General features: G+C 71.5%; 18 protein-coding genes and 1 tRNA gene. 11 read left to right on the top strand and 8 right to left on the bottom strand.

Annotation, left to right across the window (positions count from 1 at the left end; all coding sequences use genetic code 11):
• Positions 1–152 precede the first annotated feature (152 nt).
• Both J5Y10_RS28380 and J5Y10_RS27770 read left to right on the top strand, forming a co-directional pair.
• Positions 153–3377 carry a PAS domain S-box protein gene (locus J5Y10_RS28380; protein ID WP_209372119.1) on the top strand — a complete coding sequence of 1075 codons (3225 nt, stop codon included), beginning with the start codon at positions 153–155 and terminating at the stop codon, positions 3375–3377.
• Positions 3378–3516: 139 nt separating this feature from the next.
• Positions 3517–3888, top strand: a complete 372-nt coding sequence (locus tag J5Y10_RS27770) for a YMGG-like glycine zipper-containing protein (RefSeq protein WP_342452861.1) — start codon at positions 3517–3519, stop codon at positions 3886–3888.
• A 123-nt stretch (positions 3889–4011) separates the two neighbouring features.
• Here the strand turns inward: J5Y10_RS27770 and J5Y10_RS07000 are convergent, their stop codons facing one another.
• The 3 genes from J5Y10_RS07000 to J5Y10_RS07010 all read right to left on the bottom strand — a co-directional run bounded on the left by J5Y10_RS07000 (position 4012) and on the right by J5Y10_RS07010 (position 7415).
• Complete coding sequence (locus J5Y10_RS07000; protein WP_209372120.1) at positions 4012–5676, bottom strand: vWA domain-containing protein; 1665 nt, start codon at positions 5674–5676, stop codon at positions 4012–4014.
• 119 nt (positions 5677–5795) lie between these two features.
• Positions 5796–6752: a KPN_02809 family neutral zinc metallopeptidase gene (ypfJ, locus tag J5Y10_RS07005; RefSeq protein ID WP_209372121.1), complete on the bottom strand. Its 957-nt coding sequence runs from the start codon at positions 6750–6752 to the stop codon at positions 5796–5798.
• Between the two features lie 237 nt (positions 6753–6989).
• Positions 6990–7415 (bottom strand): organic hydroperoxide resistance protein, encoded by a 426-nt coding sequence (locus J5Y10_RS07010; RefSeq protein WP_209372122.1) that lies wholly within the window; start codon positions 7413–7415, stop codon positions 6990–6992.
• Positions 7416–7596: 181 nt separating this feature from the next.
• Here J5Y10_RS07010 and J5Y10_RS07015 point away from each other — a divergent pair, with 181 nt between their 5' ends.
• The gene (locus tag J5Y10_RS07015) at positions 7597–8064 is read left to right on the top strand and encodes a MarR family winged helix-turn-helix transcriptional regulator (protein ID WP_209372123.1); all 468 of its coding nucleotides are present in this window, start codon (positions 7597–7599) and stop codon (positions 8062–8064) included.
• Here J5Y10_RS07015 and J5Y10_RS07020 read toward each other — a convergent pair.
• Positions 8061–8915 (bottom strand): Rossmann-fold NAD(P)-binding domain-containing protein, encoded by an 855-nt coding sequence (locus J5Y10_RS07020; protein ID WP_209372125.1) that lies wholly within the window; start codon positions 8913–8915, stop codon positions 8061–8063. The genes J5Y10_RS07015 and J5Y10_RS07020 overlap by 4 nt on opposite strands.
• 45 nt (positions 8916–8960) lie before the next feature.
• Here J5Y10_RS07020 and J5Y10_RS07025 point away from each other — a divergent pair, with 45 nt between their 5' ends.
• Entirely contained in the window at positions 8961–9812 is an 852-nt protein-coding gene (locus tag J5Y10_RS07025; protein WP_209372127.1) for a tetratricopeptide repeat protein, read from the top strand.
• Positions 9813–9822: 10 nt separating this feature from the next.
• On the opposite strand, the gene fzlA is transcribed toward J5Y10_RS07025, so the two are convergent.
• The 4 genes from fzlA to J5Y10_RS07045 all read right to left on the bottom strand — a co-directional run bounded on the left by fzlA (position 9823) and on the right by J5Y10_RS07045 (position 17291).
• On the bottom strand, positions 9823–10491 hold the full coding sequence (gene fzlA, locus J5Y10_RS07030; protein ID WP_209372129.1) for an FtsZ-binding protein FzlA: 669 nt from the start codon (positions 10489–10491) through the stop codon (positions 9823–9825).
• A gap of 162 nt (positions 10492–10653) precedes the next feature.
• The gene (gene gltB / locus J5Y10_RS07035; protein WP_209372131.1) at positions 10654–15189 is read right to left on the bottom strand and encodes a glutamate synthase large subunit; all 4536 of its coding nucleotides are present in this window, start codon (positions 15187–15189) and stop codon (positions 10654–10656) included.
• Between the two features lie 59 nt (positions 15190–15248).
• Positions 15249–15848, bottom strand: coding sequence for a hypothetical protein (locus J5Y10_RS07040; protein ID WP_209372133.1), 600 nt, complete (start codon positions 15846–15848; stop codon positions 15249–15251).
• A 6-nt stretch (positions 15849–15854) separates the two neighbouring features.
• On the bottom strand, positions 15855–17291 hold the full coding sequence (locus J5Y10_RS07045; RefSeq protein WP_209372135.1) for an NAD(P)-dependent oxidoreductase: 1437 nt from the start codon (positions 17289–17291) through the stop codon (positions 15855–15857).
• 341 nt (positions 17292–17632) lie between these two features.
• Between J5Y10_RS07045 and J5Y10_RS07050 the strand changes: the two genes are divergently transcribed.
• The 7 genes from J5Y10_RS07050 to hpf all read left to right on the top strand — a co-directional run bounded on the left by J5Y10_RS07050 (position 17633) and on the right by hpf (position 23356).
• Positions 17633–17719 (top strand) — tRNA-Leu (locus J5Y10_RS07050).
• A 47-nt stretch (positions 17720–17766) separates the two neighbouring features.
• Positions 17767–18420 carry a ribonuclease D gene (locus J5Y10_RS07055; RefSeq protein WP_209372137.1) on the top strand — a complete coding sequence of 218 codons (654 nt, stop codon included), beginning with the start codon at positions 17767–17769 and terminating at the stop codon, positions 18418–18420.
• A gap of 168 nt (positions 18421–18588) precedes the next feature.
• Positions 18589–19257: an LPS export ABC transporter periplasmic protein LptC gene (gene lptC, locus J5Y10_RS07060; RefSeq protein ID WP_245214370.1), complete on the top strand. Its 669-nt coding sequence runs from the start codon at positions 18589–18591 to the stop codon at positions 19255–19257.
• 20 nt (positions 19258–19277) lie between these two features.
• Positions 19278–20345 (top strand): LptA/OstA family protein, encoded by a 1068-nt coding sequence (locus J5Y10_RS07065; protein ID WP_342452862.1) that lies wholly within the window; start codon positions 19278–19280, stop codon positions 20343–20345.
• Positions 20342–21112 (top strand): LPS export ABC transporter ATP-binding protein, encoded by a 771-nt coding sequence (gene lptB / locus J5Y10_RS07070; RefSeq protein ID WP_245214372.1) that lies wholly within the window; start codon positions 20342–20344, stop codon positions 21110–21112. The genes J5Y10_RS07065 and lptB overlap by 4 nt, the downstream gene beginning before the upstream one ends.
• An 89-nt stretch (positions 21113–21201) precedes the next feature.
• Positions 21202–22665, top strand: coding sequence for an RNA polymerase factor sigma-54 (gene rpoN / locus J5Y10_RS07075; protein WP_209372139.1), 1464 nt, complete (start codon positions 21202–21204; stop codon positions 22663–22665).
• A 73-nt stretch (positions 22666–22738) separates the two neighbouring features.
• Positions 22739–23356 (top strand): ribosome hibernation-promoting factor, HPF/YfiA family, encoded by a 618-nt coding sequence (hpf, locus tag J5Y10_RS07080; RefSeq protein WP_209372141.1) that lies wholly within the window; start codon positions 22739–22741, stop codon positions 23354–23356.
• The last annotated feature ends 8 nt before the right edge of the window (positions 23357–23364 follow it).

The following is a 23364-nucleotide window of genomic DNA, read 5'->3' on the forward strand; positions in this document are numbered from 1 at the left end:
CCCCTCCCCTGCGGCGGCTTAGGGGCGGCGTAATTCCGCCGTCAGGAGCAGCCTGCTATAGGTGCGGTCACGACCGGCCTGTCCTTCGTGAGTCCCGGAGGGCCCACGATCCCCCGTTCCGGCCCGGCCTTCCCGGAGAGAGACCCTAGCCATTGCCCGAGCCAACCGCCCCGCGGCGCTGGACCGAAGCCGAGCGGCTGGCCGCGCTGGAGCGGACCCAGCTTCTCGATACCCCGCCGGAGCAGGCTTTTGACGACCTGGTGCGTCTGGCGGCAGAGTTGACGGGCGCGCCGATGGCGGCGATCCACCTGGTGGACCGGGACCGCCAATGGGCCAAGGCTGAGACGGGGCTGGGCGCGCGGGAGATGCCGCGGAGCGCAGCCATCTGCCCCACGGCCATGCTGGACCCGGAAGGGCTGGTGGTGCCCGACGCCTCCCTGGATCCGCGCTTCGCGGATAGCCCGGTGGTGAGGGGCATGCCGGGGATCCGCTTCTACGCGGGGGTGCCGCTGCAGTTCGAGGGAGTGCCGATCGGGGCGCTCTGCGTGCTGGATACCGCGCCGCGCGAGGGGCTGGACGGGCGGCAGAGCTTCGCCCTGCGGGCCCTGGCGGCGCAGGTGAACAGCCAGATCGCGCTGCGCCGCGCCCTGGCGGACCGGGACCGGGCCGAGCGGCTGCACCGCCAGACGCTGAACAGCGCGGCGGACTACGCGATCATCTCCATGGACATGGATGGCCGGGTGATCGGGTGGAACACGGGCGCCGAGAACGTGCTGGGCTGGAGCGAGGCGGAGATGCTCGGCGAGGACGGGCGCCGCATCTTCGTCGAGGAGGATCGGCGGGCCGGGCGGCCAGAGGAGGAGATGCGGACGGCGCTGGTGAAAGAACGCTCGCCGGACGAGCGCTGGCACCTGCACAAGGACGGGTCGCGCTTCTGGGCGAGCGGCGAGATGATGCCGCTGCGGGACGCCGATGGTGGGCATGTCGGCTTCGTGAAGGTCCTGCGGGATCGGACGGGGCAGCGGCTGGCGGCCGAGGCGCTGGAGGCGGTGAACGAGCGCTATCGCCTGGCGGCCCGTGCGACGAATGACGCCATCTGGGACTGGGACCTGCAGCGGAACGAGGTGGGGTGGAATGAGGCGCTGGGCTCCGCCTTCGGCTGGCGGCCGGAGCAGGTGGAGCCCACGGGGGAGTGGTGGATCGGGAATATCCATCCCGAGGACCGGGCGCGGATCGACGGGAGCATCCACGCCGTGATCGACGGCGGCGGGACGAGCTGGTCGGGGGAGTACCGGTTCCGCCGCGCCGATGGCAGCTACGCCGCCGTGCTCGACCGTGGCTACGTGACGCGGGATGCCGGTGGGACGCCGGTGCGGATGATCGGGGCGATGCTGGACCTGACGGCGCGGGCGGAGGCGGAGCGGGGGCAGCGCGAGGCCGAGGAGCGGCTGCGGCTGGCAGCCGATGCAGCGCGGATCGGGACCTTCGACTTCCGCGTGCGAGAGGGGGTGCTGAACTGGGATGACCGCTGCCGGGAGCTGTTCGGCCTGCCGCCCGGCGTGCCGGTGAGCTACGAGGGCAGTTTCCTGGCGGGGCTGCACCCGCAGGACCGCGCGCGGGCGGATGCGGCGGTGCAGCGGGCGCTGGATCCCGCGGGCTCGGGGCATTTCGAGGCGGAGTACCGGACGCTCGGGATCACCGACGGCGTGGAGCGCTGGGTTTCGGCGAGCGGCGAGGCGAGCTTCCGGGACGGGGCGCCGGTGCGGCTGATCGGGACGGTGCTGGACATCTCCGCCCGGAAGCGGGCCGAGGAGGCGCTGCAGCGGCTCAACGCGACGCTGGAGCAGCAGGTCGCGGAGCGGACGGCGGACCGGAACCGGCTATGGCAGCTTTCCGCCGACATCGTGATGGTGGCGCGGTTCGACGGGACGGTGACGGCGGTGAACCCGGCCCTGACGACGATGCTGGGCTGGGCGGAGGGGGAGCTGGTCGGGCAGAGCTTCCTGTCGCTGGTGCATCCGGAGGAGGAGGCGCGGGTGCGGGAGGGAATGGCCGGGCTGCGCGGGGGCGGCGCGCCGTGGCGATTCGACATCCGCGTGCGGGACCGCGAGGGGCGCTACCGCTGGATCGCCTGGGCGGCGGTTCCAGGCGGCGGCCTGGTCAATGCCGTGGGGCGCGACGTGACGGCCGAGCGGGAGGCCGCGGAGGCGCTGGCGCGGGCGGAGGAGAGCCTGCGCCAGAGCGCGAAGATGGAGGCTGTGGGGCAGCTGACCGGCGGCATCGCGCACGACTTCAACAACCTGCTGACGGGCATCACCGGTTCCCTGGAGCTGCTGGGGACGCGGATCGCGCAGGGGCGGATGAAGGACGTGGACCGCTACGTGACCGCGGCGCAGGGGGCGGCGAAGCGGGCGGCGGCGCTGACGCACCGCCTTCTCGCCTTTTCCCGCCAGCAGACGCTCGATCCCCGGCCGACCGAGGTGAACCGGCTGATCGCGGGGATGGAGGAGCTGGTGCGGCGAACGGTGGGGCCGGAGATCGCGGTGGAGGTGGTCCCGGCCGCGGGGCTGTGGCCGACGCTGGTGGATCCGAACCAGCTGGAGAACGCGCTGCTGAACCTGTGCATCAACGCGCGCGACGCCATGCCCGAGGGCGGGCGGATCACCATCGAGACGGCGAACCACCGGGTGGATGAGCGCGGCGGGGCCGAGCGCGGGCTGCCGGCGGGGCACTACGTCGCGCTCAGCGTGAGCGACACGGGCACGGGCATGGCGCCGGAGGTGGTGGCCCGGGCCTTCGAGCCCTTCTTCACGACGAAGCCCATGGGCCAGGGCACGGGGCTCGGCCTCTCCATGATCTACGGCTTCGTGCGGCAGTCCGGCGGTGGGGTGCGGGCCTATTCCGAGCCGGGCCAGGGGACGACCATGTGCCTTTACCTGCCGCGCCACGACGGCGAGACGGAGTTCGAGGTCGAGGCGGCGCGACCCGACCTGCCGCGCACGGGCGCGGGTGAGACGGTGCTGGTGGTGGACGACGAGGCCACCGTGCGGATGCTCGTTGCCGAGGTGCTGGAGGAGTTCGGCTACGCGGCGGTGGAGGCGGCGGATGGGTTTTCCGGGCTGAAGGTGCTGCAATCCGACCTACGCATCGACCTGCTGATCACTGATGTCGGCCTGCCCGGCGGGATGAACGGGCGCCAGCTGGCGGATGCGGCCAGGGCGTTGCGGCCGGCGTTGAAGGTGCTGTTCATCACCGGCTATGCCGAGAACGCGGCGCTCGGGAACGGGAGGCTGGAGCCGGGCATGCACGTGCTGACCAAGCCTTTCGCGATGGAGGCGCTGGCCACCCGCATCCGCGAGGTGATCGGCGGCGCGTGATGCGTGCGCGGCGGGATTGGGGCGGGGCTGGCCATGATCCGGCCGCCTTGCCGCATGATGCTTCCCGCCGGGCGCCGTGGAACGGAACCCTGGCACGGCCGTTTCTTTCTGTGCCGACTCTGTTGATTGGGAGATGAATGTGACGCGGACCAACGTGGCGCGCCTCGACGTGAAGCGCTTGGGCAAGTCCTGTCTGCTGGCGTTGGGGCTGGCCGGCTCGCTGGCCGCCTGCACCAACCCCTATGATCCCGGCCAGCGGGCGCTGGGCGGCGCGGCGCTCGGCGCGGGCGGCGGCGCGGCCCTGGGCGCCATTGCCGGCGGTGGCCGTGGCGCGGCGATCGGCGCGGTGGCGGGCGGCGCGCTCGGCGCGGTGACCGGCGCGGCGACGACGCCGCAGCCGGCCTATGGCTATGGCTACGCCCCGGCTCCGGTCGCGGTGGCACCGGCGCCCGGCTACTACTACGCGGCTCCGCCGCCGCCCCCGGCGCCGGGGTACTACTACTACCGGTGACAGGGTAAGGACCGTTGCCGGCGGCGCCCCGCGGGGCGTGGCCGGCGGGGCGGGCTGCGGGAGGTCCCACGGACCCGCATGACCCCGGCGGGGCGGCAGCAGTGCCGCCGCGCCGAGCGCTTATCAGGGGCGCCGAACTGCCCCTTGCGGCTGCAGCGCCTGCGCCAGCCTCACCAGCGATACGAACTCTGCCCGCCTGCCATCCGCATCCTCGCCGCGCGCACCGGCGGCCACGGCCTCGGCCTGCGGCAGTCCCCACTCGCCGAGGTAGCGGGATCGGCGGAGCGCCTGGGCGAAGCCGGCGACGGCGGTGGCGAAACGCGCATCGACGGAGGCGTCCTCGAAGCGCGTCAGCGCGTCGGCGGGCGTGACGGCGCGCTCGATCAGGCGGCTCCGCGCCTCGCCCGGCAGCTTGTAGCGGATCCGCAGGAAGGCCAGTTCCGCGCTTCTCCGGTCCGTGGCCGCGGGCCGGCGGGGGTCGGCGTAGCGGAGAGGCTCGATCGGGGCGGCGGCTTCCGCGCCGGCCGGCACAAACTCGTAGAGGGCGGTGACTGCGCGGTCCGAGCCGACCTCGCCGGCGTCCACGCGGTCATTGTTGAAGTCCTCCCGGCGCAGGGCGCGGGTCTCGTAGCCGATCAGGCGGTACTGGGAGACCTGGGCCGGGTTGAACTCCACCTGCAGCTTCACGTCGTCCGCCACGGGCACGATATTGGCCGAGAAGTCCTCCACCAGCGCGCGGCGCGCGTCCTCGAGATTGGCGGCGTAGATGGAGATGCCGTTGCCCGCCTTGGCGAGCGTGTTCAGGGTGCGGTCGTTGAGGTTGTCCAGCCCGACGCCGAGGGTGGTGAGGTAGACGCCGGTGCGGCGCCGGGCGGTGATCAGCTCCTCAAGCGCCTGCGGGCTGGAGGGGCCGAGGTTGAAGTCGCCGTCGGTGGCGAGCACCACGCGGTTCACCGCGCCCGGGTCGAAGTTCTTGGCCGCCAGCTCGTAGGCGGTCTGCAGGCCCTGGGCACCGCCGGTGCCGCCGGCCGCGTTCAGCGCAGCCAGGGCGGCGCGGATTTTCTCCTGCCGGTCGCCGGGCACGGAATCGAGAACGGTGCGGGAGCCGTTGGCGTAGGTGACGAGGGAGATCCGGTCCTCCGGGCGCAGTTGTGGGAGGAGAAGGCCGAGGGCCTTGCGAACCAGCTCCAGCCGGTCCGGCGGCGACATGGAGCCGGAGACGTCGACGAGGAAGACGAGGTTCAGCTTCGGCCGCGCGGCCCGGAGCGCGGCATAGGTCCTCAGGCCCACCTGCAGCAGCCGCTTCGTGGCGTCCCAGGGCGCGGGGAAGACGGACACGGTCGGCTCGAAGGGGCGTTCCCGAGACGACGGGGCGGCATATTCGTAGCGAAAGGCGTTGACGAACTCCTCAGGCCGGATGGCCTGGGCGGGCGGCAGGTAGCCCTCGTTGATCGCGCGCTTCGCCACGGCGTAGGACAGGGTGTCCGCGCTCATGGAGAAGGTGGAGACCGGCTCCTGCGCGACGAGGACGTAGGCGCTTTCCTCCGCGTTGCTGAAGCGAGACGGGTCCGGCAGGGCCGAGCTGTCGGAGGCGCGGACCGACCGGAGCACTATGGGACGGGCCGGTGCGGGCACGGCGGCCGGGAAGGATGGCGCCGGGGTCGGTGCGGGCGCCGGCATGGCGACCGGCGCCGCGCGCCCGGCGGATGATGCCGTCCCGGGCGGGCCGCCCTCGCAGGCCACCACCCCCAACAGGGCGGCGAGTGCCACCCGATCCCATGCCTTCACGCCGCTTCGTCCCGGTCCTTCGGGTGCGTATCGGCCGCGTGGTCGCGGTCGCGCCGATCACCCCGTTCGGCGGCAGCTTCGTGCGGGGTGACGCCGGAATTATGGCGGGTGCGGGATGTTCAGCCGTTGAAGGTGTCGCACTGGCGGATGTCGCCGCTGTCCAGCCCGCGGCGGAACCAGGTGGCGCGCTGGCGGGAGCTGCCGTGAGTGAAGCTCTCCGGGCTGATCCGGCCACCGGTGACGCGGTCGTCGCCGACGGCGGCGGCGGCGTTCAGGCCTTCCTCGATGTCGCCCTGCTCCAGGATGTGGCGGGCGCGGTTCGCCTGGTTCGCCCAGACGCCGGCGAAGCAGTCGGCCTGGAGTTCCACGCGGACCTGGAGCTGGTTGCGCTCCGGGCCGTCGGCGCGGGCCTGGGCCTGCTGGACCTGGGGCAGGACGCCCAGGAGGTTCTGGACGTGGTGGCCGACCTCATGCGCGACGATGTAGGCGGAGGCGAAGTCGCCCTGGGCGCCGAGCTGGCGCTGCAGGCGGGCCATGAATTCCAGGTCGATGTAAACCTTGCGGTCCTCGGGGCAGTAGAAGGGGCCGGTCTGGGCCTGGGCGGCGCCGCAGCCGGAGCGGGTGGCGCCGGAGAAGAGGACGAGGACGGGCTCCTCGTAGCGGCGGCCGAGGCGCTGGAACTGGTCGTTCCAGACCTGCTCCGTCTCGCCGAGGACCTGGGCGATGAAGCGGCGACCGCCATCCTCGGAGGAGGCGGAGCCGTTCTGGGGCTGGGGTTGCGCCTGCGGCCGGCTCTCGGCCTGGCGCGGGGCGCCGCCGCCGAAGGAGCCAGGGTCGAAGCGGCGCTCCTGCGGGGCGGGCTGCGGCGGGGGGGCGCCGTCGCCGCCGCCGAGGATTACGGAGGGGTCCACGCCGAAGAGAAGGCAGACGACCAGCAGGACGACCCCGCCGATCCCGCCCACGGCGATGCCGCCGCCGCGCCCCATCCCGCCACCGCCGCCGAAGCCCCCACCGAAACCTCCGCCTTGGCCGCGGCGGTCTTCGACGTTCTGGCTCTCGGGTCCGTCGAGGCGCATGGGGCGGCCCCCTCCTGAGTTATGGGCGCACGGCCAACGCGGGGTCAGGACCGGGAGTTGCGGCGGGATGGTGGCGCAGCTGCGCTCTCGTCGCGCGGGGCCGGAGGGCGGGGCTCCAGGAAGAGTGCCCGAGGTTGGGGCCCTAAAGGGCGCAGCCCTGGCGCCGAGGGGGAAACGCCAGGGCTACATCCGGCGCGGGAGGGGCGCGCCGGGAGGGTCAGGAGAGGGGCTGGGGGTTCAGGCGACGGTAAGCTTCACGTCCACGTTGCCGCGGGTGGCGTTGGAATAGGGGCAGACCTGGTGCGCCTTCTCGACCAGCGCCTCGGCCTCGGCGCGGGGGAGGCCCGGCAGGTTGACGGTGAGCTCGGCGGTGATGCCGAAGCCGCCTTCCGCGCGCGGGCCAATGCCAATCTCGGCAGTGACGGTGGTGTCGGCCGGGACCTTCGGGCCGCCCTGGGTGGAGACAAACTTCATGGCGCCCAGGAAGCAGGCGGAGTAGCCGGCCGCGAAGAGCTGCTCGGGGTTGTTGCCGGGGCCGCCGGCGCCGCCCAGCTCCTTCGGGGTGGCGAGGCGGACGTCGAGCGCGCCGTCGGCGGTGGTGGACCGGCCATCACGGCCGCCAGTGGCAGTGGCGCTGGTGCGGTAGAGGACGTTGACGGACATGGCTGTCTTTCCCTGGCGGCACCGCACCGTGCGGGCCCGCCGACGCGGTTTATATCGCGCGATAAAGGATCGCTGGCGACTGTTCCAAACGCATGGTCGCCATGCGTTAGATCGCGGGCAAAACCTTCGCTCGCGATATTAAAAGGTGCCGTTTCCCTTCCTCCCCCTCTTCTGGTCGTCCATGAGCGATTCGCTGCCCCGCCCGGCCGAGCTTCTGTGCTTTTCCGTCTATGCCGCCGCCCATGCCATGAACCGGGTCTACAAGCCGCTTCTGGACCCGCTGGGGCTCACCTATCCGCAGTACCTCGTGATGCTCACACTCTGGGACGAGGACGGGCAGACCGTCGGGCAGGTGAGCGAGCGGCTTTTCCTGGAATCCAGCACGATCACGCCCCTGCTGAAGCGGCTGGAGACGGCGGGGCTGCTGACGCGGGAGCGGGACCGGGCGGATGAGCGCGTGGTGCGGGCGCGGCTGACGGAGGCCGGGCGGGCGCTGCGGGAGAAGGCCCTGGGAATTCCCGCCTGCATCCTGGGCGCGACCGGGCTGGACATGGCGGCGGCGGTGCGGCTGCGCGACGACGTGGAGCGGCTGCGGCACTCGCTGGAGCGCGCGGCGGGCGAAGAACCGCCTTCCGGCGGCCCGTCCTAGCCTCTCCCCTCCCCTTCCAGGATGGCGGCCAGGCCCTCGCGCCAGCTCGGGTAGCGCCAGTCGATTCCGAGGGCCGCCTTTGTGCGGGCATTGGCGATCCGGCGGCTCTCCGCCCAGAAGGAGAGCGCCATGGGCGACATGGACGCGCGCGCGGTCTCGAAGGGGATGGCGGGCGGGACTGGCAGGCCGAGCATGCGCGCACCGGCCTCGGTGACCGCCGCGCTCTCCGCGGGCTCGTCGTCGGCCAGGTGGAGCACGCGGATGCCGGGCGGTCGCGGGCTGGACGCTGCGGCGAGGACGGCGCGGGCGATGTCGTCGCGGTGGATGCGGCCGAAGGCATGGCCGGGCTTGATCGTGCGGCGGGCGGTGCCGGCGCGCAGGTCGTCCAGCACGGAGCGGCCGGGGCCGTAGATGCCGGCGCAGCGCAGCAGATCGACGGCGGCACGGTCGGCGAAGGCTTCCCATTGCCGTTCCGCGGCGCGGCGCCGGATCGAGCGGGGCTGGGCGGGGGTGGGTTCGGTGGTTTCATCCACCCAGGCGCCGCCGCGATCGCCGTAGACGCCGGTGGTGGAAAGATACCCGATCCAGCGCAGGGGAGCCCCGGCCAGGGCTGCGGCATGGGCGGCAAGGACGGGATCGCCGTGCTCACCCGGTGGGGCGGTGACGACAAGGTGGGTGGCGGCGGCGAGGGCCGGGGCGGCTTCGGCGAAGGGCAGCAGGCGGATGCCGGGCGGAGGGGCCGCGGCGGGGTTCCGGGCGGTGGCGCTGACGCGCCAGCCAGAGGCGGCGGCGAGGGCCGCTATGGCGCTTCCCGTGTAGCCGAGGCCGATGACGAGCAGGTGGCGGTCCATTCCTCCTCCATGGCGGCTGCTGCGGGCGGCGGCTAGATTGTCGGGATGCGATTCGCCCCCCGCAACCTTCTGCTGGGCGCCGCCGTGGTCGCGCTGGTCCTGGCGCTTGGGGGTGCTTGGTGGTGGACCACGCCCGAGCCCGAGGGGCCCCCGCCCCCCGTGCCGGAAGCTTCGGAGGAGGTGCTGCCCCTGCCGCCGGAGCCACCGCGCGTGGCCGACAGCCCGGAATACGAGGAGTGCCTGGGCAAGCTGCGGGACGACGCGCAGGGCGCGCTGGCCTTCGCCGAGTCCTGGGAGTCCCGGGGCGGCGGGGATGGAGCACGGCACTGCTCCGCCCTCGCGCTGCTGGCGCTGGGGGAACCGGAGCGGGCGGCCTCTCGCCTTGAGAACCTGGCGGGGCGGGCCGCGGCGGGGCCGGCGGCGCGGGCGGCGGTCTATGGGCAGGCCGGGCAGGCCTGGATGGTGGCGGGGCAGGCCCTGCGGGCGAGCGGCGCCTTCACCCTGGCCCTGGCGCTGACGCCGAACGACCCGGAGCTGCTGGTGGACCGGGCGATCGCGGCGGGGATGCTCGGGCGCTTCGCGGATTCCCTGGCGGATGCCGACCGGGCCCTGGCGCAGGACGCGCAGCGGGCGGAGGCCTGGGTGTTCCGCGCCGCGGCCTTGCGACACATGGATCGCGGGCAGGAGGCGCTGCGCGACATCGAGCGGGCGCTGCAGATCGAGCCGGGGAGCCCGGAGGCGCTGCTGGAGCGGGGAATCCTGCGGCAGCTGCAGGGCGATTCGGCCGGGGCGCGGGCGGACTGGGAGAGCGTGGTGGCGAACAGTCCGGACAGCGCGGCGGCGGACCTCGCGCAGCAGAACCTGGCGCTGAACGCGGCGGGGCCGGCGCGGCGCTAGACGATCCGGATCAGAAGTCCAGGTCGGCGTAGTGCTGCGGCGGCGTGAGGCCGGAGACGCGGTCGGCGAGGACGGGGCGGAAGGACGGGCGGGACTTCACGCGGGCATACCAGTCCTTCACCGCGTCGTTCAGCGACCAGTCCACGTCGCCGATGTAGTCGAGCGTGGAGAGGTGGGCGGCGGCGGCGAGGTCGGCGAGCGAGATCTGGGATCCGGCGAGCCAGGCGCGTGTTTCCGCCAGCCAGCCGATATACTCGATATGCGGCTTGATGTTGGCGTAGCCGGCGCGCAGCGCGGAGGCATCGGGGTTGCCGAGGCCGAGGGTGCGCTTCAGCTGCTTCTCGAAATAGAGGTTCCGCGTGACCTCGCGGTCGAACTTCATGTCGAACCAGGAGACGAGGCGGCGGACCTCGGCACGCTCCGCATGGGTGCGGCCCATCAGGGGCGTGTCGGGATAGGCCTCGTCGAGATATTCGCAGATGGCGTGGCTCTCGGCGATGACGAGGCCGTTCTCCTCCTCCAGCACCGGGACGGTGCCGGCGGGGTTCATGCCCAGGAACTCCTCGCGCCGCTCCCAGATGCGCTCCGCGCGCAGCTCGAAGGGAATGCGCTTCTCGTGAAGCGCGAGCCGCACCTTGCGGCAGAAGGGCGAGAGCGGGATGTGATGGAGAATGCGCACGGTACCGTGTTTCTGCCACCGGGCCGGTCGCGCGGCAAGGCAGAGGGCGGATGAAGAGCGGCGCCCAAATCCTTGTTGCGGTTAACTTTGCCCCTGGCGTGACAGGAACGTCACGCAGGGCTGCGGGAGGCCGGCCGGTCGGGGCCGGCCTCCGCGCGCGGGCTACTCCGCGGCGAGGAGCTGGTCGCTCATCGGCTGCGGCAGGAGCTTGGCGTAGTCCTTCGGCACGACGTGCCAGAAGGCGTTGCGCTCCTCGTTCCAGTCGTTGAGGAGCCGGGCGGCGAGGCGCGAGCCCGTCTCCGCCACGTGCCGGGCGATGAGGCTCCGCAGGATCCCCTCCCAGTGGGAGGAGGCGAGGCGGGACCAGAGGAGGGTGTCGGGGTTCAGGCGGTGCTCGAAGGTGCGGTCGGCGTCCCAGACGAAGGCGTGGCCGCCGGTGAAGCCCGCGCCGAAGTTGTCGCCGACGGCGCCGAGGATGACCACCGTGCCGCCCGTCATGTACTCGCAGCCGTTGGCGCCGATGCCCTCCACCACGGCGGTGGCGCCGGAGTTGCGGACGGCGAAGCGCTCACCCCCCTGCCCTGCCGCGAAGAGCTCGCCCGCCGTCGCGCCGTAGAGGACGGTGTTGCCGACGATGGTGTTCTCCTCCCAGACGAAGTTGGCGCTGGGGCCGGGGCGGACGGTGATGGTGGCGCCGGACAGGCCCTTGCCGACATAGTCGTTGGCGTCGCCCAGCACCTCCAGCTTCAGGCCACGGACGCCGAAGGCGCCGAGGGACTGGCCAGCGGAGCCGCGCAGGCGGACCGTGAGGTGACCGGGCTGCAGGCCGGACATCCCGAACTGGCGCACGATCATCGAGCTGGTCTTGGTGCCGATGGCGCGGTGCGTGTTCTGGATGTTGTACTGCAGCTGCATCTTCTCGCCGCGCGAGAAGAGGGCGGCGGCGTCGCGGATCATGTCCGCATCCAGCGTCTCCGGCACCTCGTTGCGGCCTTCCAGCGTGCAGTGGGCAGGGTGGCCGCCGGCATCGGCCTGGACCAGCAGCGGGTTCAGGTCGAGGTCGTCCAGGTCTTCCGCGCCGCGGGAGACCTGCTTCAGCAGGTCGGTGCGGCCGATCACGTCCTCCAGCTTGCGGAAGCCGAGGGAGGCGAGGATCTCGCGCACTTCCTCCGCCACGAAGGAGAAGAGGGAGATCACCTTCTCCGGGCTGCCCGTGAACTTCGCGCGCAGGGCTTCATCCTGCGTGCAGACGCCGACGGGGCAGGTGTTGGAGTGGCACTGCCGGACCATGATGCAGCCCATGGCGACGAGCGAGGCCGTGCCGATGCCGAACTCCTCGGCGCCGAGCATGGCGGCGACCACGACGTCCCGCCCGGTCTTCATGCCGCCATCCGTCCGCAGCTTCACGCGGTGGCGGAGGCGGTTGAGGAGCAGGACCTGGTGGGTCTCGGAGAGGCCCATTTCCCAGGGGAGGCCGGCATACTTGATGGAGGTGACGGGGGATGCGCCGGTGCCGCCGGAATGGCCGGAGATGAGGATGGCATCGGCCTTCGCCTTCGCCACGCCCGCCGCGATCGTGCCGATGCCGCTGCGCGAGACGAGCTTCACGCAGACGGTCGCCTCGGGGTTGATCTGCTTCAGGTCGTAGATGAGCTGGGCCAGATCCTCGATCGAGTAGATGTCGTGGTGCGGCGGGGGGGAGATGAGCGTCACGCCGGGGGTGGAGTGGCGCAGCTTGCCGATCAGTTCCGTGACCTTGAAGCCCGGGAGCTGCCCGCCCTCGCCGGGCTTGGCGCCCTGGGCGACCTTGATCTCGATCTCCCGGCAGTTGTTCAGGTACTCGGCGGTGACGCCGAAGCGGCCCGAGGCGATCTGCTTGATGGCGGAGTTGGCGTTGTCGCCGTTCGCGCGGGGCTTGGCGCGCGCGGGGTCCTCGCCGCCCTCGCCGCTGTCGGAGCGCGCGCCGATGCGGTTCATGGCGATGGAGAGGGTCTCGTGCGCCTCGGGCCCGAGGGCGCCGAGGGAGATACCGGGCGCGAGCAGGCGCTTGCGGATCTCCGTGATGCTCTCGACCTCCTCCAGCGCGATCGGCTTCACGGCCGGGGCGCGGAAGTCCAGCAGGTCGCGCAGCGCGACCGGGGGCTGCTGGCGCACGGCGTGGCTGTAGCGCTTGAAGGTCTCGTAGCTGTCGCTGTCCACCGCCTTCTGCAGCAGGTGGATCAGGCTGCCCTCGAAGGCATGGGCCTCGCCGCGGCGGCGGAGCTTGTAGAGGCCGCCGACGGGGAGGACGACGGTGCTGGGCTCCCAGGCCGCCTTGTGCATGGCCAGCACGCGCTGTGCGATGCCGGTGAGGCCGATGCCGGAGATGCGGGACTGGGTGCCCGGGAAGAACTCCGCGACGAGCGCGCGGGAGAGGCCGATGGCCTCGAAGTTCATGCCGCCGCGATAGGAGGAGAGGACGCCGATGCCGATCTTCGACATTGTCTTCAGCAGGCCCTTGTCGATGGCCTTGCGGTACTTCTCCACGCACTCCTCGAGCGACTTGCCGGGGAAGAGGCCGCGGCGGTGGCGGTCCGCGATGCTCTCCTGCGCGAGGTAGGCGTTCACCGTGGTGGCGCCGGCGCCGATGAGGACGGCGAAGTAGTGCACGTCCATGCATTCCGCGCTGCGGATGTTGAGGCTGGTGAAGGTGCGCAGCGAGTGGCGCACGAGGTGGGTGTGGACGGCGCCGACCGCGAGGATCATCGGGATGGCGGCGCGCTCAGCGCCCTGCGCCTCGTCGGAGAGGATGACGTGGGCGTTGCCGGAGCGGACGGCCTCCTCGGATTCGCGGCGGATGCGCTCCAGCGCGCGGCGCAGGCCGGCCTCGCCGTCAGCCACGGGGAAGGTGCAGTCCACCTCCGCGGCCGTGCGGCCCATATAGGCGCGCATGGCCGCGAATTCGGCGTTGGACAGCACGGGGCTGTCCAGCATGAGCATGTCGCACTGGGTCGGGTCCTCGTCGAGGATGTTCCCGAGATTGCCCAGGCGAGTTTTGATGGTCATCACCCGCGTTTCGCGCAGGCTGTCGATCGGCGGGTTGGTGACCTGCGCGAAGGCCTGGCGGAAGTAGTGGTGCAGCCCGCGGTACTGGCGGGAGAGGACGGCGATGGGCGTGTCATCGCCCATCGAGCCGATGGCTTCGGCCCCGTCCTCCACCATAGGGTGCAGGATGGCCTCCAGGTCCTCCAGCGTGAATCCCATGGAGAGCTGGCGGCGGCGGAGGGACTCGCCTTCCAGCGTCGCGGCCTCGGCGCTGTGGGACTTGACGATCTCGTCGATGCGCGTGGTGCGCGCGGTCCAGTCGCCCCAGGGCTTGCGGCCGGCGAGCAGGTCCTTGAGCTGGCCGTCGTCGTAGAACTGGGCCTCGTTCAGGTCCACGCCGATGCACTGGCCCGGGCCGAGGCGGCCGCGGGCGAGGATGCTGTCCTCGGGGAAGCGGACCATGCCGGTCTCGCTGCCGACGACGAGCATGCGGTCCGCGGTGATGGTGTAGCGCATGGGGCGCAGGCCGTTGCGGTCCAGGCCGGCGACGACCCAGCGGCCATCGGTGGCGGCGATGGCGGCCGGACCGTCCCAGGGCTCCATCACGGCGTTGCAGTAGAGGAAGAGGTCCCGGTGCGCGGCGGGCATGGTGGCGTTGCTGCCGATGCTCTCGGGGATGAGCATGGCCTTCGCCATCGGCGCGTCACGGCCGGCACGCACCAGCAGCTCGAAGACGTTGTCGAGGCTGGCGGTGTCGGAGTTGCCGGCCTGGATGACGGGCTTCACGTCCTCCATGTAGGCGTCGAGCGAGGGGTGGGAGAGCCGGGTCTCGTGGCTCTTCATCCAGTTCTGGTTGCCGTGCACCGTGTTGATCTCGCCGTTATGGGCGAGGGTGCGGAAGGGCTGGGCCAGGCGCCAGGTGGGGAAGGTGTTGGTGCTGTAGCGCTGGTGGTAGATGGCGAAGCGCGAGACGAAGCGCGGGTCCAGCAGGTCCGGGTAGAAGACCGAGAGGCTCTCGGCCAGGAACATGCCCTTGTAGATGATGGACCGGCAGGAGAGCGTGCAGAGGTAGAGATCGGGGATCTGCGCGGCGATGGACTGCTTCTCGATCCGGCGGCGGATGACGTAGAGGTCGCGCTCGAAGACCTCCTCGTCCCGCTGCTCCGGGTCGTAGATGAGGATCTGCTCGATTTCCGGCCGGGTGGCGTTGGCCTTCTCGCCGATGCAGGTGACGTCGATGGGGACCTGGCGCCAGGAGTAGATGCCGTAGCCGGCGTTCAGGACCTCCGTCTCCACGATGGAGCGGCAGCGCTCCTGCGCGCCGAGGTCGGTCTTGGGCATGAAAACCATGCCGACGCCGATGCGGCCGGGGCGCAGGCGGTCGCCGCCATGCTCCACGACCTCCGCGAAGAAGTCCTGCGGGATCTCGACATGGATGCCGGCGCCGTCGCCGGTCTTGCCATCGGCGTCCACGGCGCCGCGGTGCCAGACGGCCTTGAGGGCGTTGATGCCGGCTTCCACCACCTCGCGGCGGGCGCGGCCGTCCAGCGCGGCGACGAGGCCGACGCCGCAGGCATCGTGCTCGGTGATGTCGATATGGGCGGCGTCGCGCAGCAGGGCGGCGTTCGCGGCCTGGGCGGCGAGGTAGGCGGGGCCGTTGAAGGTCTCGGTCATGGCGTGCGTCCCGGCGGGGGAATGAGGACGGAGGGAGTGGCGGCGGGAGGCTTCGGCATTCATCGCCGCAGGCCTTCCCGTTCGATGCCGCGGGTGATCTCGGGGCGGTTGGCCTGCATCATCTCGCTGATCCAGCCCTCGACGGCGGCCTCCATGGCGGGGTCGGCGCGGGAGATGCCGGCGCGGACGTTCTCGTGCGCGCCGGTGCGGGTCCGGTCCACGACGTCCTGGAGTTGCTCCGGGGTGAGGGTGCTGGTGAGGATATCCAGCAGACGCTCCTCCAGTGCCGGACGGTTGCGCTGGAAGATCGGAAGGACGGTGCTGTCGGCCAGCCGCTCGGTGGCGGCTCGGTCGTGGCCGCGCTCGACGAGGGAGTTCACGAAGGACTCGCGGAAGGAGTCCCAGAAGGTCTCGAAGACGCCCTCGATGAAGCCGGTCCGGAGGTTTTCGCGGGCAGCGGCGCGGACCCCTTCGGGAGCGGAGGCGCTGCTGTTGCCGGGCGCGGGAGAGGTATCGCCGGTGGGGGCGGGCTTGCCGGACGGCGCGGCACCGGCCGCGGCAGGGGGTACGGGGTCGGGCTTGCCGCTCCCGGCGGCGGCGCCGGTGGCGAGGGCGGCGACCGCGAGGAACGCGAGGGCGACGGGGCGGGCGCGGAGCATCAGGGGCTACTCCGCGGCGCGGGCGACACTGTCGCGCGCCGCGACGTACTCGGCGATGCGCTCGGCGGCGTCGCGGCCGTCGCGGATGGCCCAGACGACCAGGGAGGCGCCGCGGACGATGTCGCCGGCGGCGAAGACGCCGGGGAGGCTGGTCTGCATCGTCTTGCGGTCCACGGTGAGGGTGCCCCAGCGGGAGACCTTCAGCGCGGGCTCCTCGAACATGCCCGGCAGGTCCTCGGGGTCGAAGCCGAGGGCCTTGATGACGAGGTCGGCGCCTTCCACGAAGCTGCTGTTCGGGATCGGCTCCACCTGCTGGCGGCCGGTGGCGTCGGGCAGGCCGAGATGCATCTTCGTGACGCGGACGCCGGTGACCTTGTCATCCCCCTCGAAGCCTTCCGGCGCGGTGAGCCAGGCGAAGCGGACGCCCTCCTCCTCGGCGTTGTGCACCTCGCGCATGGAGCCGGGCATGTTGGCCTTGTCGCGGCGGTAGAGGCAGGTGACGGAGGCGGCGCCCTGGCGGATGGAGGTGCGGAGGCAGTCCATGGCCGTGTCGCCGCCACCGATGACGACCACGCGCTTGCCCTCAGCATTCAGGGCGCCGCTGTCGAATTCCGGCACCGCGTCGCCCAGGCCCTTGCGGTTGGAGGCCGTGAGGAAGGTCATGGCGGGGATGACGCCGGCGAGGTGTGAGCCGGGGACCTCGATGTCGCGGGCCTTGTAGACGCCGGTCGCGATGAGGACGGCGTCGTGCTTCTCGCGCAGTTCGGCGACCGTGACGTCGCGCCCGATCTCGCAGTTCATGTGGAAGGTGATGCCGCCTTCCTGGAACTGCGCGGTGCGGCGGGTGATGACATCCTTCTCCAGCTTGAAGTTGGGGATGCCGTAGATCATCAACCCGCCGGCGCGGTCGTAGCGGTCGTAGACATGGACCTGCCAGCCGATGGAGCGAAGGCGCTCGGCCGCGGCGAGGCCGGCGGGGCCGGCGCCGATGATGCCGACGGAGTGGGACAGCTCGCGCGGGGGCTTGGGCGGCTTGACCCAGCCCTTCTCCCAGGCGGTGTCGTTGATGTAGCGCTCCACCGCGCCGATCGTGACGGCGTCGAAGCCCTTCTCGATGACGCAGTTGCCCTCGCAGAGGCGGTCCTGCGGGCAGACGCGGCCGCAGATCTCGGGGAAGGTGTTGGTGGCGGAGTTGACCTCGTAGGCCTCCTCCAGCCGGCCTTCGGCGGTGAGCTTCAGCCAGTCCGGGATGTTCTGCTGCAACGGGCAGTGGACGGAGCAGAAGGGCACGCCGCACTGGGAACAGCGGCTGGCCTGCTCCGAGGCGCGGGCGGGGTCGAAGCGTGCGTAGATCTCGTCGAAATCCTCGCGCCGGACGGTGGCCGGGCGCTTCTCCGGCGTCTGCTGGGAGAGGCGGACAAACTGCAGCATGCGCTCGGCCATGGCGCGGTCCTTGCTTCGATGGAACGAGTCCATCCGTGCGATGGGTGGACGTGGTGGGGCCTTGCGGCCCTTTCGCGGCCTTTTGCCACGCCGAATAACGTTCCGCGAGGCAAAAACGCGACATCGGTCAGGATGGATGTCCTTTTGGCACTCAGGTTTCCGCCACGGGTGATGCGATTGGATCTCAACACGGGTTATTAGGTCCGATTCGGACCTAGTGCCAGGGAGGACCGCTTTCGACGCTGGGTGACGAAAACACGACTGGGGCGCCTTGACGGGTCTGCCGGGCCCTCATAGAAGGCCGCCCACGCCGCTGGACATCAGAGGCGGCCGGCCCCCTTGCCCAGGTGGCGGAATTGGTAGACGCGCTGGCTTCAGGTGCCAGTGACCGCAAGGTTGTGAAGGTTCGAGTCCTTTCCTGGGCACCACTCTCCCGCCGGTTGCGGGAGACATCGCCGGCGGAGCGGCCCTGAGTATGAGGGAGACGCTCTTCATGCCGAATGCCGCCATCCATCTTCACAGGCACGACCTGCCGGACGGGCTTCTGCTCGGTCCCGTGGTGGCCGTCGATACCGAGACGATGGGGCTGGACCCCCGGCGGGATCGGCTCTGCCTCGTGCAGCTCTCCTCCGGCGATGGCACCGCGCATTGCGTGCAGATCGTGCCGCCATCCCTCGGCGGACGCGGGGCGGATTGCCCGAACCTCAAGGCGCTGATGGCCGACCCCGGGACGGTGAAGCTGTTCCACTTCGCGCGATTCGACGTGGCGATGCTGCGGCACGCGCTGGGGGTGGAGTGTGCGCCGGTGCGCTGCACGAAGATCGCCTCGAAGCTCGTGCGGACCTACACGGACCGGCACGGGTTGAAGGACCTCTGCCGGGAGCTGCTGGGGGTGGACATTTCCAAGCAGCAGCAGAGCAGCGACTGGGGGGCGGCGGAGCTTTCCCCGGAGCAGCTGGCCTATGCGGCCTCGGACGTGCTGCACCTGCACGCGCTCTGGGCACGGCTCGAGGGGATGCTGCGGCGGGAGGGGCGGATGGAACTGGCGGAGGCGTGCTTCCGCTTCCTGCCGGCGCGCGGTGCGCTGGACCTGCTGGGCTACTCGGAGACCGACATTTTCGCGCACTGAAATTGCGGCACAAGCTGGCACGATTCTTGATAGTTGGCCCTGCTCATCCGCGTTGACCACTCCGGCAGGCGGCCCCATACAGGGGGCGTGACCCTCCGTGCCACCCTGCCTGCCAAAGCCGCTCGTCCGGAAGGGGCCCCGGACCTCGATGGGGCGCGCCCTGTTGGCATGGGGGCGGATGCCGAGGCGGAGATGCAGGGCTGGGACGACCGGCCGGTCCCCTCCCGCGCGCGGCGGCCCTATACGCGCGGCTCCATGCTGCGTCGCCGATGGGCGGTGCGGCTGCTGAAGTATCTCCTGCCCGCGGGGGCGCTGGCGCTGCTGGCCGCGATCGTGCTGTGGCCGGAGTTCGAGCGGACGGGGGAGAATGCGCGGCTCTCCTTTCGCCGCATGAGCCGGGCCGCGCCGGAATCCGTGCGGGTGGTGGACCCGCGCTACCAGGGCGTGGACGAGCAGGGACGCCCCTATAACGTGACGGCCTTCACGGCGATCCAGCAGGGCAGCACCAATGTGGTGGACCTGGAGGCGCCGCGCGGCGACCAGATGCTCTCGGGCGGGGGCTGGATGCTGGTGGAGAGCAAGACGGGCCGCTTCGACCGGGATGCGAACATCCTGGACATGAAGGGCGACGTGACGATCTGGCAGGATGACGGGACCTTGATCGAGACCCAGGAGGCAAGGGTGGACGTGAAGGGCGGCAATGCCGAAGGCGACCGCCCGATCGCGGCGCAGGGCACCTTCGGGACGGTGACGGGAGACGGCTTCCGGCTGCGGGACCGGGGCGCGGTGGTGATCTTCACCGGGCGTGCCCGCGCGGTGCTGGAGGGCGGCCAGTGAAGGATTGTGTGAGGGATGGCGTGAGCGGCTTCGCGGGCGCGGGGCGGAGCGGGTTCGACGGCGCACGGCGCCTGACGCTCGCGGCCTTGGTGATGGCGCCTTTCGCCGGGATTCCCCTGGGAGCGGTGGCGCAGCCGCTGGACCTTTCCGGCGGCGGGCCGGTGGAGGTGACGGCGATCGACGGGATCGAGTGGCGCCAGAACGAGCAGGTGGTGGTCGCGCGCGGCAGCGCGAAGGCCGTGCGCGACGGCGTGACGGTGGATGCCGCGCGCCTGATCGCCCGTTATCGCCCGCGCGGCGGGGCGGCGGCGCAGGCCGCCCAGGCGGCGCAGGGATCGGGCGGGGAAAGCCCGCTCTCCGGCGGCGAGATCTGGCGGCTGGAGGCCGAGGGCGACGTGCGGATCAGCACGGAGACCGACAAGGCGCAGGGCGACCGGGCCGTCTACGACATGGATCAGGCCGTGATGGTGCTGACCGGGCGCGATCTGCGGCTGACCACGCCGAACGACACCATCACCTCCCGCGACACGCTGGAGTACTGGTCCCAGCGGCGCATGGCGGTGGCCCGTGGCGCGGCGAAGGTGGTGACGAGCGACAACCGCCAGATCACCGGGGACACCCTGGTGGCCTACTTCCTGGAGAACGCGCCGGCGGTGCAGCCCGTGGCGGCGCGGCCCCCGGCGGCGGCCCCGGCGGCCGGCGCGGTGCGCGTCCCCGGCGGGGGTGCCGCCCCTGCCCCCGGCACGGCCCGCCGCGTTCCCGGCGAGGGATCGAAGCTCGACCGGGTGGAGATCTTCGGCAATGTCGAGATCCGGACCGAGACCGAGGTCGTGCGGGGGGACCGGGCTGTCTACAGCCCGGTGACGGGCATGGCGCGGGTGCTGGGCAGCGTGCGGATCACGCGCGGGCAGAACCAGCTGCAGGGGCAGGAGGCGATCGTGAACCTGCGAAGCGGGATATCGCGCCTGGTCTCCGCGCCCGGGCAGCGGGTGCAGGGGCTGGTGCTGCCCAATTCCGGTCAGGAGAACGCGCCCGCCGGCGGCGGCGCGGCGCGGCCGGCGCAGCCCGCGCAGGGGCGGCCGCGATGAGCGGGGCGGTGATGGCCGGGGAGGCGACCCGGGCGCCTTCCACCGATTCCGGGCTCGTCGCGCGCGGTCTGGGCAAGCGGTACAAGAAGCGGCCGGTGGTGAAGGGCGTTTCCCTCTCGCTCCGGCGCGGGGAGGCGGTGGGGCTGCTAGGGCCGAACGGCGCGGGCAAGACCACCACCTTCTACATGATGACCGGCCTGGTGCGGCCGGACGAGGGGCGCGTGTTCCTGGACGGGCACGACGTGACGATGCTGCCCATGTATCGCCGCGCGCGGCTGGGGCTGGGCTATCTTCCGCAGGAGGCCTCGATCTTCCGGGGGCTGTCCGTGGAGGACAACATCCGCGCGGCGCTGGAGGTGGTGGAGCCGGAGCGCGAGCAGCGGGAGACGATGCTGGACTCCCTGCTGGCGGAGTTCGGCATCGCGCATCTCAGGCGGGCGCCGGCGCTGGCGCTTTCCGGCGGCGAGCGGCGGCGTTGCGAGATCGCGCGGGCGCTGGCCACGCACCCTGCCTATATCCTGCTGGACGAGCCGCTGGCGGGCATCGACCCCATCGCGGTGGGCGAGATCCGCGACCTGGTGAAGCACCTGAAGAACCGCGGGATCGGCGTGCTGATCACCGAGCATAACGTGCGGGAGACGCTGGCCATCATCGACCGCGCATACATCCTGCATGACGGGCAGGTGCTGATGGAGGGCGAGCCGGAGGAGATCGTCGCGAACGAGGCGGTGCGCCGCGTCTATCTCGGCGAGAAGTTCAGCCTGTGACGGCAGCGGGAGGCACCATCCCCGACGGGGCGGTTCCCCTGCCCTGCCCCGCGCGACCGACGGCTGCATGCGCGGAGCGCGCCGCATAGATGGTCTCGCTCGCGCCTCGGCTGGATTTCCGCCAGACGCAGCAGCTGGTGATGACGCCGCAGCTGCGGCAGGCGATCAAGCTGCTGCAGTCCAGCAACCTCGAGGTCTCCGCCTTCGTGGAGGAGGAGCTGGAGCGGAACCCGATGCTGGAGCGGGAGGAGAGCAGCGCGCCCGCCGAGCCGGTCCAGGTGGAGCGGGACTCCTTCGAGGCGGCATCCGCGACCACCATGGGGGAGGACGGGACGGGGCCGCTGGAGGCGGACTGGTCCTCCTCCTACGAGAGCGGTGAGGCGCTCTATCCCTCCTCCCGCGGAGCGCGGGCGGATAGCTGGGACGAGGACGGGCGCAGTCTGGAGGAGATCGCGGGGGAACGGCCCCGGTCCTTGCGGGAGCTGCTGACGGAGCAGGCGCGGCTGGCCTTCGGGGATCCGAAGGAGCGGCTGATCGCGGGGCAGCTGATCGCGCTGATCGATGGGGCGGGGCGGCTGACGGTGCCGGATTCGGCCATCGCGGATGCGCTGGGCTGCGATGTCGGGCTGGTCTTCGGCGTGCGCTCGCGGATGCAGCGCTTCGAGCCGACGGGGCTGTTCTGCGCGGACCTGCGGGAATGCCTGGCGGTGCAGCTGGCGGAGCTGAACCGGCTGGACCCGGCGATGCAGGCGTTGCTGGACAACCTGGAACTGCTGGCGCGGCGCGACACGGCGGGGCTGCTGCGCGTCTGCGGGGTGGATGCCGAGGACCTTTCGGCCATGGTGGCCGAGATCCGGCGGCTGAACCCGAAGCCGGGCGTCTCCACGGATGGCGAGCAGGCGCCGCTGGTGGTGCCGGACGTGCTGATGCGGCGCCTGCCGGACGGGACCTGGCTGCTGGAGCTGAACCCGGAGACGCTGCCGCGCGTGCTGGTGAACCGGGGCTTCCATGCCACTTGCCAGACCGGGGCGCGGACGAAGGAGGACAAGGCCTTCGTGGCGGAGAAGCTGCAGGCGGCCAACTGGCTGGTCCGCAGCCTGGAGCAGCGGGCGAACACCATCCTGCGCGTGGCGGCCGAGATCGTGCGCCGGCAGGAGGGGTTCTTCCGCCACGGGGTGGGGCATCTGCGGCCGCTGATCCTGCGGGACGTGGCGGACGAGCTGGGGATGCACGAGAGCACCGTCTCCCGCGTCACGGCGAACAAGTACATGGCGACGCCGCGCGGGACGCTGGAGCTGAAGTACTTCTTCACCACGGCGATCGCGGGGACGCGGGGCGGCGAGAGCTTCTCGGCGGAGGCGATCCGGCACCGGATCCGGGACATGGTGGATGCGGAAACGGCGGAGGATGTCCTTTCCGACGACGCCATCGTGGAGCGGCTGCGGGCGGAGGGGGTGGATATCGCGCGGCGCACGGTGGCGAAGTACCGCGACGCGCTGAGGATCCCTTCCTCGGTGCAGCGCAAAAGGGAGAAATCGGTCCCCGTTCTCTGAATCGCCCCCTTTAAACCACGTTAACCGGGCCTCAGGTCAGTTTGGTTACAAGGTCATGTAAGGGAGTTGCTCCATGCACATCACGGTCGCCGGCAAGGGCGTTGAGACCGGTGAGGCGCTGAAGACCCATGTGACGGACGGGCTGACGCAGGTCACCCGCAAGTATTTCGACCATGCCATCGATGCGCATGTGACCTTCCGCAAGGATCGCGCCTTCTTCGCCTGCGACATCAACCTGCGCGCCGGGCGCGGCCTGAACATGCGGGCAGAGGGCGAGGGCACGGACGCGCACCGCGCGTTCAGCGACGCCGCCGAGCACATCGCCAAGCGCATGCGCCGCTACCGCCGCCGCATGAACGAGCATTCCCGGAGCATGGCGGAGGAGCGCGAGGTGCCGCTGGAGCCGGCGCGGGATGTGGTGCTGCGCCCGGAGGAGGATGAGGACGACGCGGCGGAGGCGGCCGCCCCCGCCACCGACGGGGTGGTGTCGCCCGACAGCTACACGGACGGGGCCGTGGTGGCGGAGCGGCTGACGGAGATCAGCCGGCTGACCGTGCGCGAGGCGGTGATGCGGCTCGACCTTTCCCAGGAGCCGGTGCTGATGTTCCGCAATCGGGAGAACGGCGTGATGAACGTGGTGTACCGCCGTGCGGACGGGCATGTGGGGTGGATCGACCCGCGGAAGGCGTGACTTTCGGG

The organism is Roseomonas indoligenes, from assembly GCF_017813365.1.
GTDB classification, from domain to species: Bacteria; Pseudomonadota; Alphaproteobacteria; order Acetobacterales; family Acetobacteraceae; genus Roseomonas; species Roseomonas indoligenes.

What these genes read in the sequence shown, in the direction of transcription:
- lptB (WP_245214372.1), top strand. Translation starts at nt 20,342, where the DNA reads ATGAGCGGGGCGGTGATGGCCGGGGAGGCGACCCGGGCGCCTTCCACC.
- J5Y10_RS07040 (WP_209372133.1), bottom strand. Translation starts at nt 15,848, where the DNA reads ATGCTCCGCGCCCGCCCCGTCGCCCTCGCGTTCCTCGCGGTCGCCGCC.
- J5Y10_RS07020 (WP_209372125.1), bottom strand. Translation starts at nt 8,915, where the DNA reads ATGGACCGCCACCTGCTCGTCATCGGCCTCGGCTACACGGGAAGCGCC.
- gltB (WP_209372131.1), bottom strand. Translation starts at nt 15,189, where the DNA reads ATGACCGAGACCTTCAACGGCCCCGCCTACCTCGCCGCCCAGGCCGCG.
- lptC (WP_245214370.1), top strand. Translation starts at nt 18,589, where the DNA reads ATGGGGGCGGATGCCGAGGCGGAGATGCAGGGCTGGGACGACCGGCCG.
- hpf (WP_209372141.1), top strand. Translation starts at nt 22,739, where the DNA reads ATGCACATCACGGTCGCCGGCAAGGGCGTTGAGACCGGTGAGGCGCTG.
- J5Y10_RS07025 (WP_209372127.1), top strand. Translation starts at nt 8,961, where the DNA reads ATGCGATTCGCCCCCCGCAACCTTCTGCTGGGCGCCGCCGTGGTCGCG.
- J5Y10_RS07045 (WP_209372135.1), bottom strand. Translation starts at nt 17,291, where the DNA reads ATGGCCGAGCGCATGCTGCAGTTTGTCCGCCTCTCCCAGCAGACGCCG.
- J5Y10_RS07010 (WP_209372122.1), bottom strand. Translation starts at nt 7,415, where the DNA reads ATGTCCGTCAACGTCCTCTACCGCACCAGCGCCACTGCCACTGGCGGC.
- J5Y10_RS07055 (WP_209372137.1), top strand. Translation starts at nt 17,767, where the DNA reads ATGAGGGAGACGCTCTTCATGCCGAATGCCGCCATCCATCTTCACAGG.
- J5Y10_RS07015 (WP_209372123.1), top strand. Translation starts at nt 7,597, where the DNA reads ATGAGCGATTCGCTGCCCCGCCCGGCCGAGCTTCTGTGCTTTTCCGTC.
- rpoN (WP_209372139.1), top strand. Translation starts at nt 21,202, where the DNA reads ATGGTCTCGCTCGCGCCTCGGCTGGATTTCCGCCAGACGCAGCAGCTG.
- ypfJ (WP_209372121.1), bottom strand. Translation starts at nt 6,752, where the DNA reads ATGCGCCTCGACGGACCCGAGAGCCAGAACGTCGAAGACCGCCGCGGC.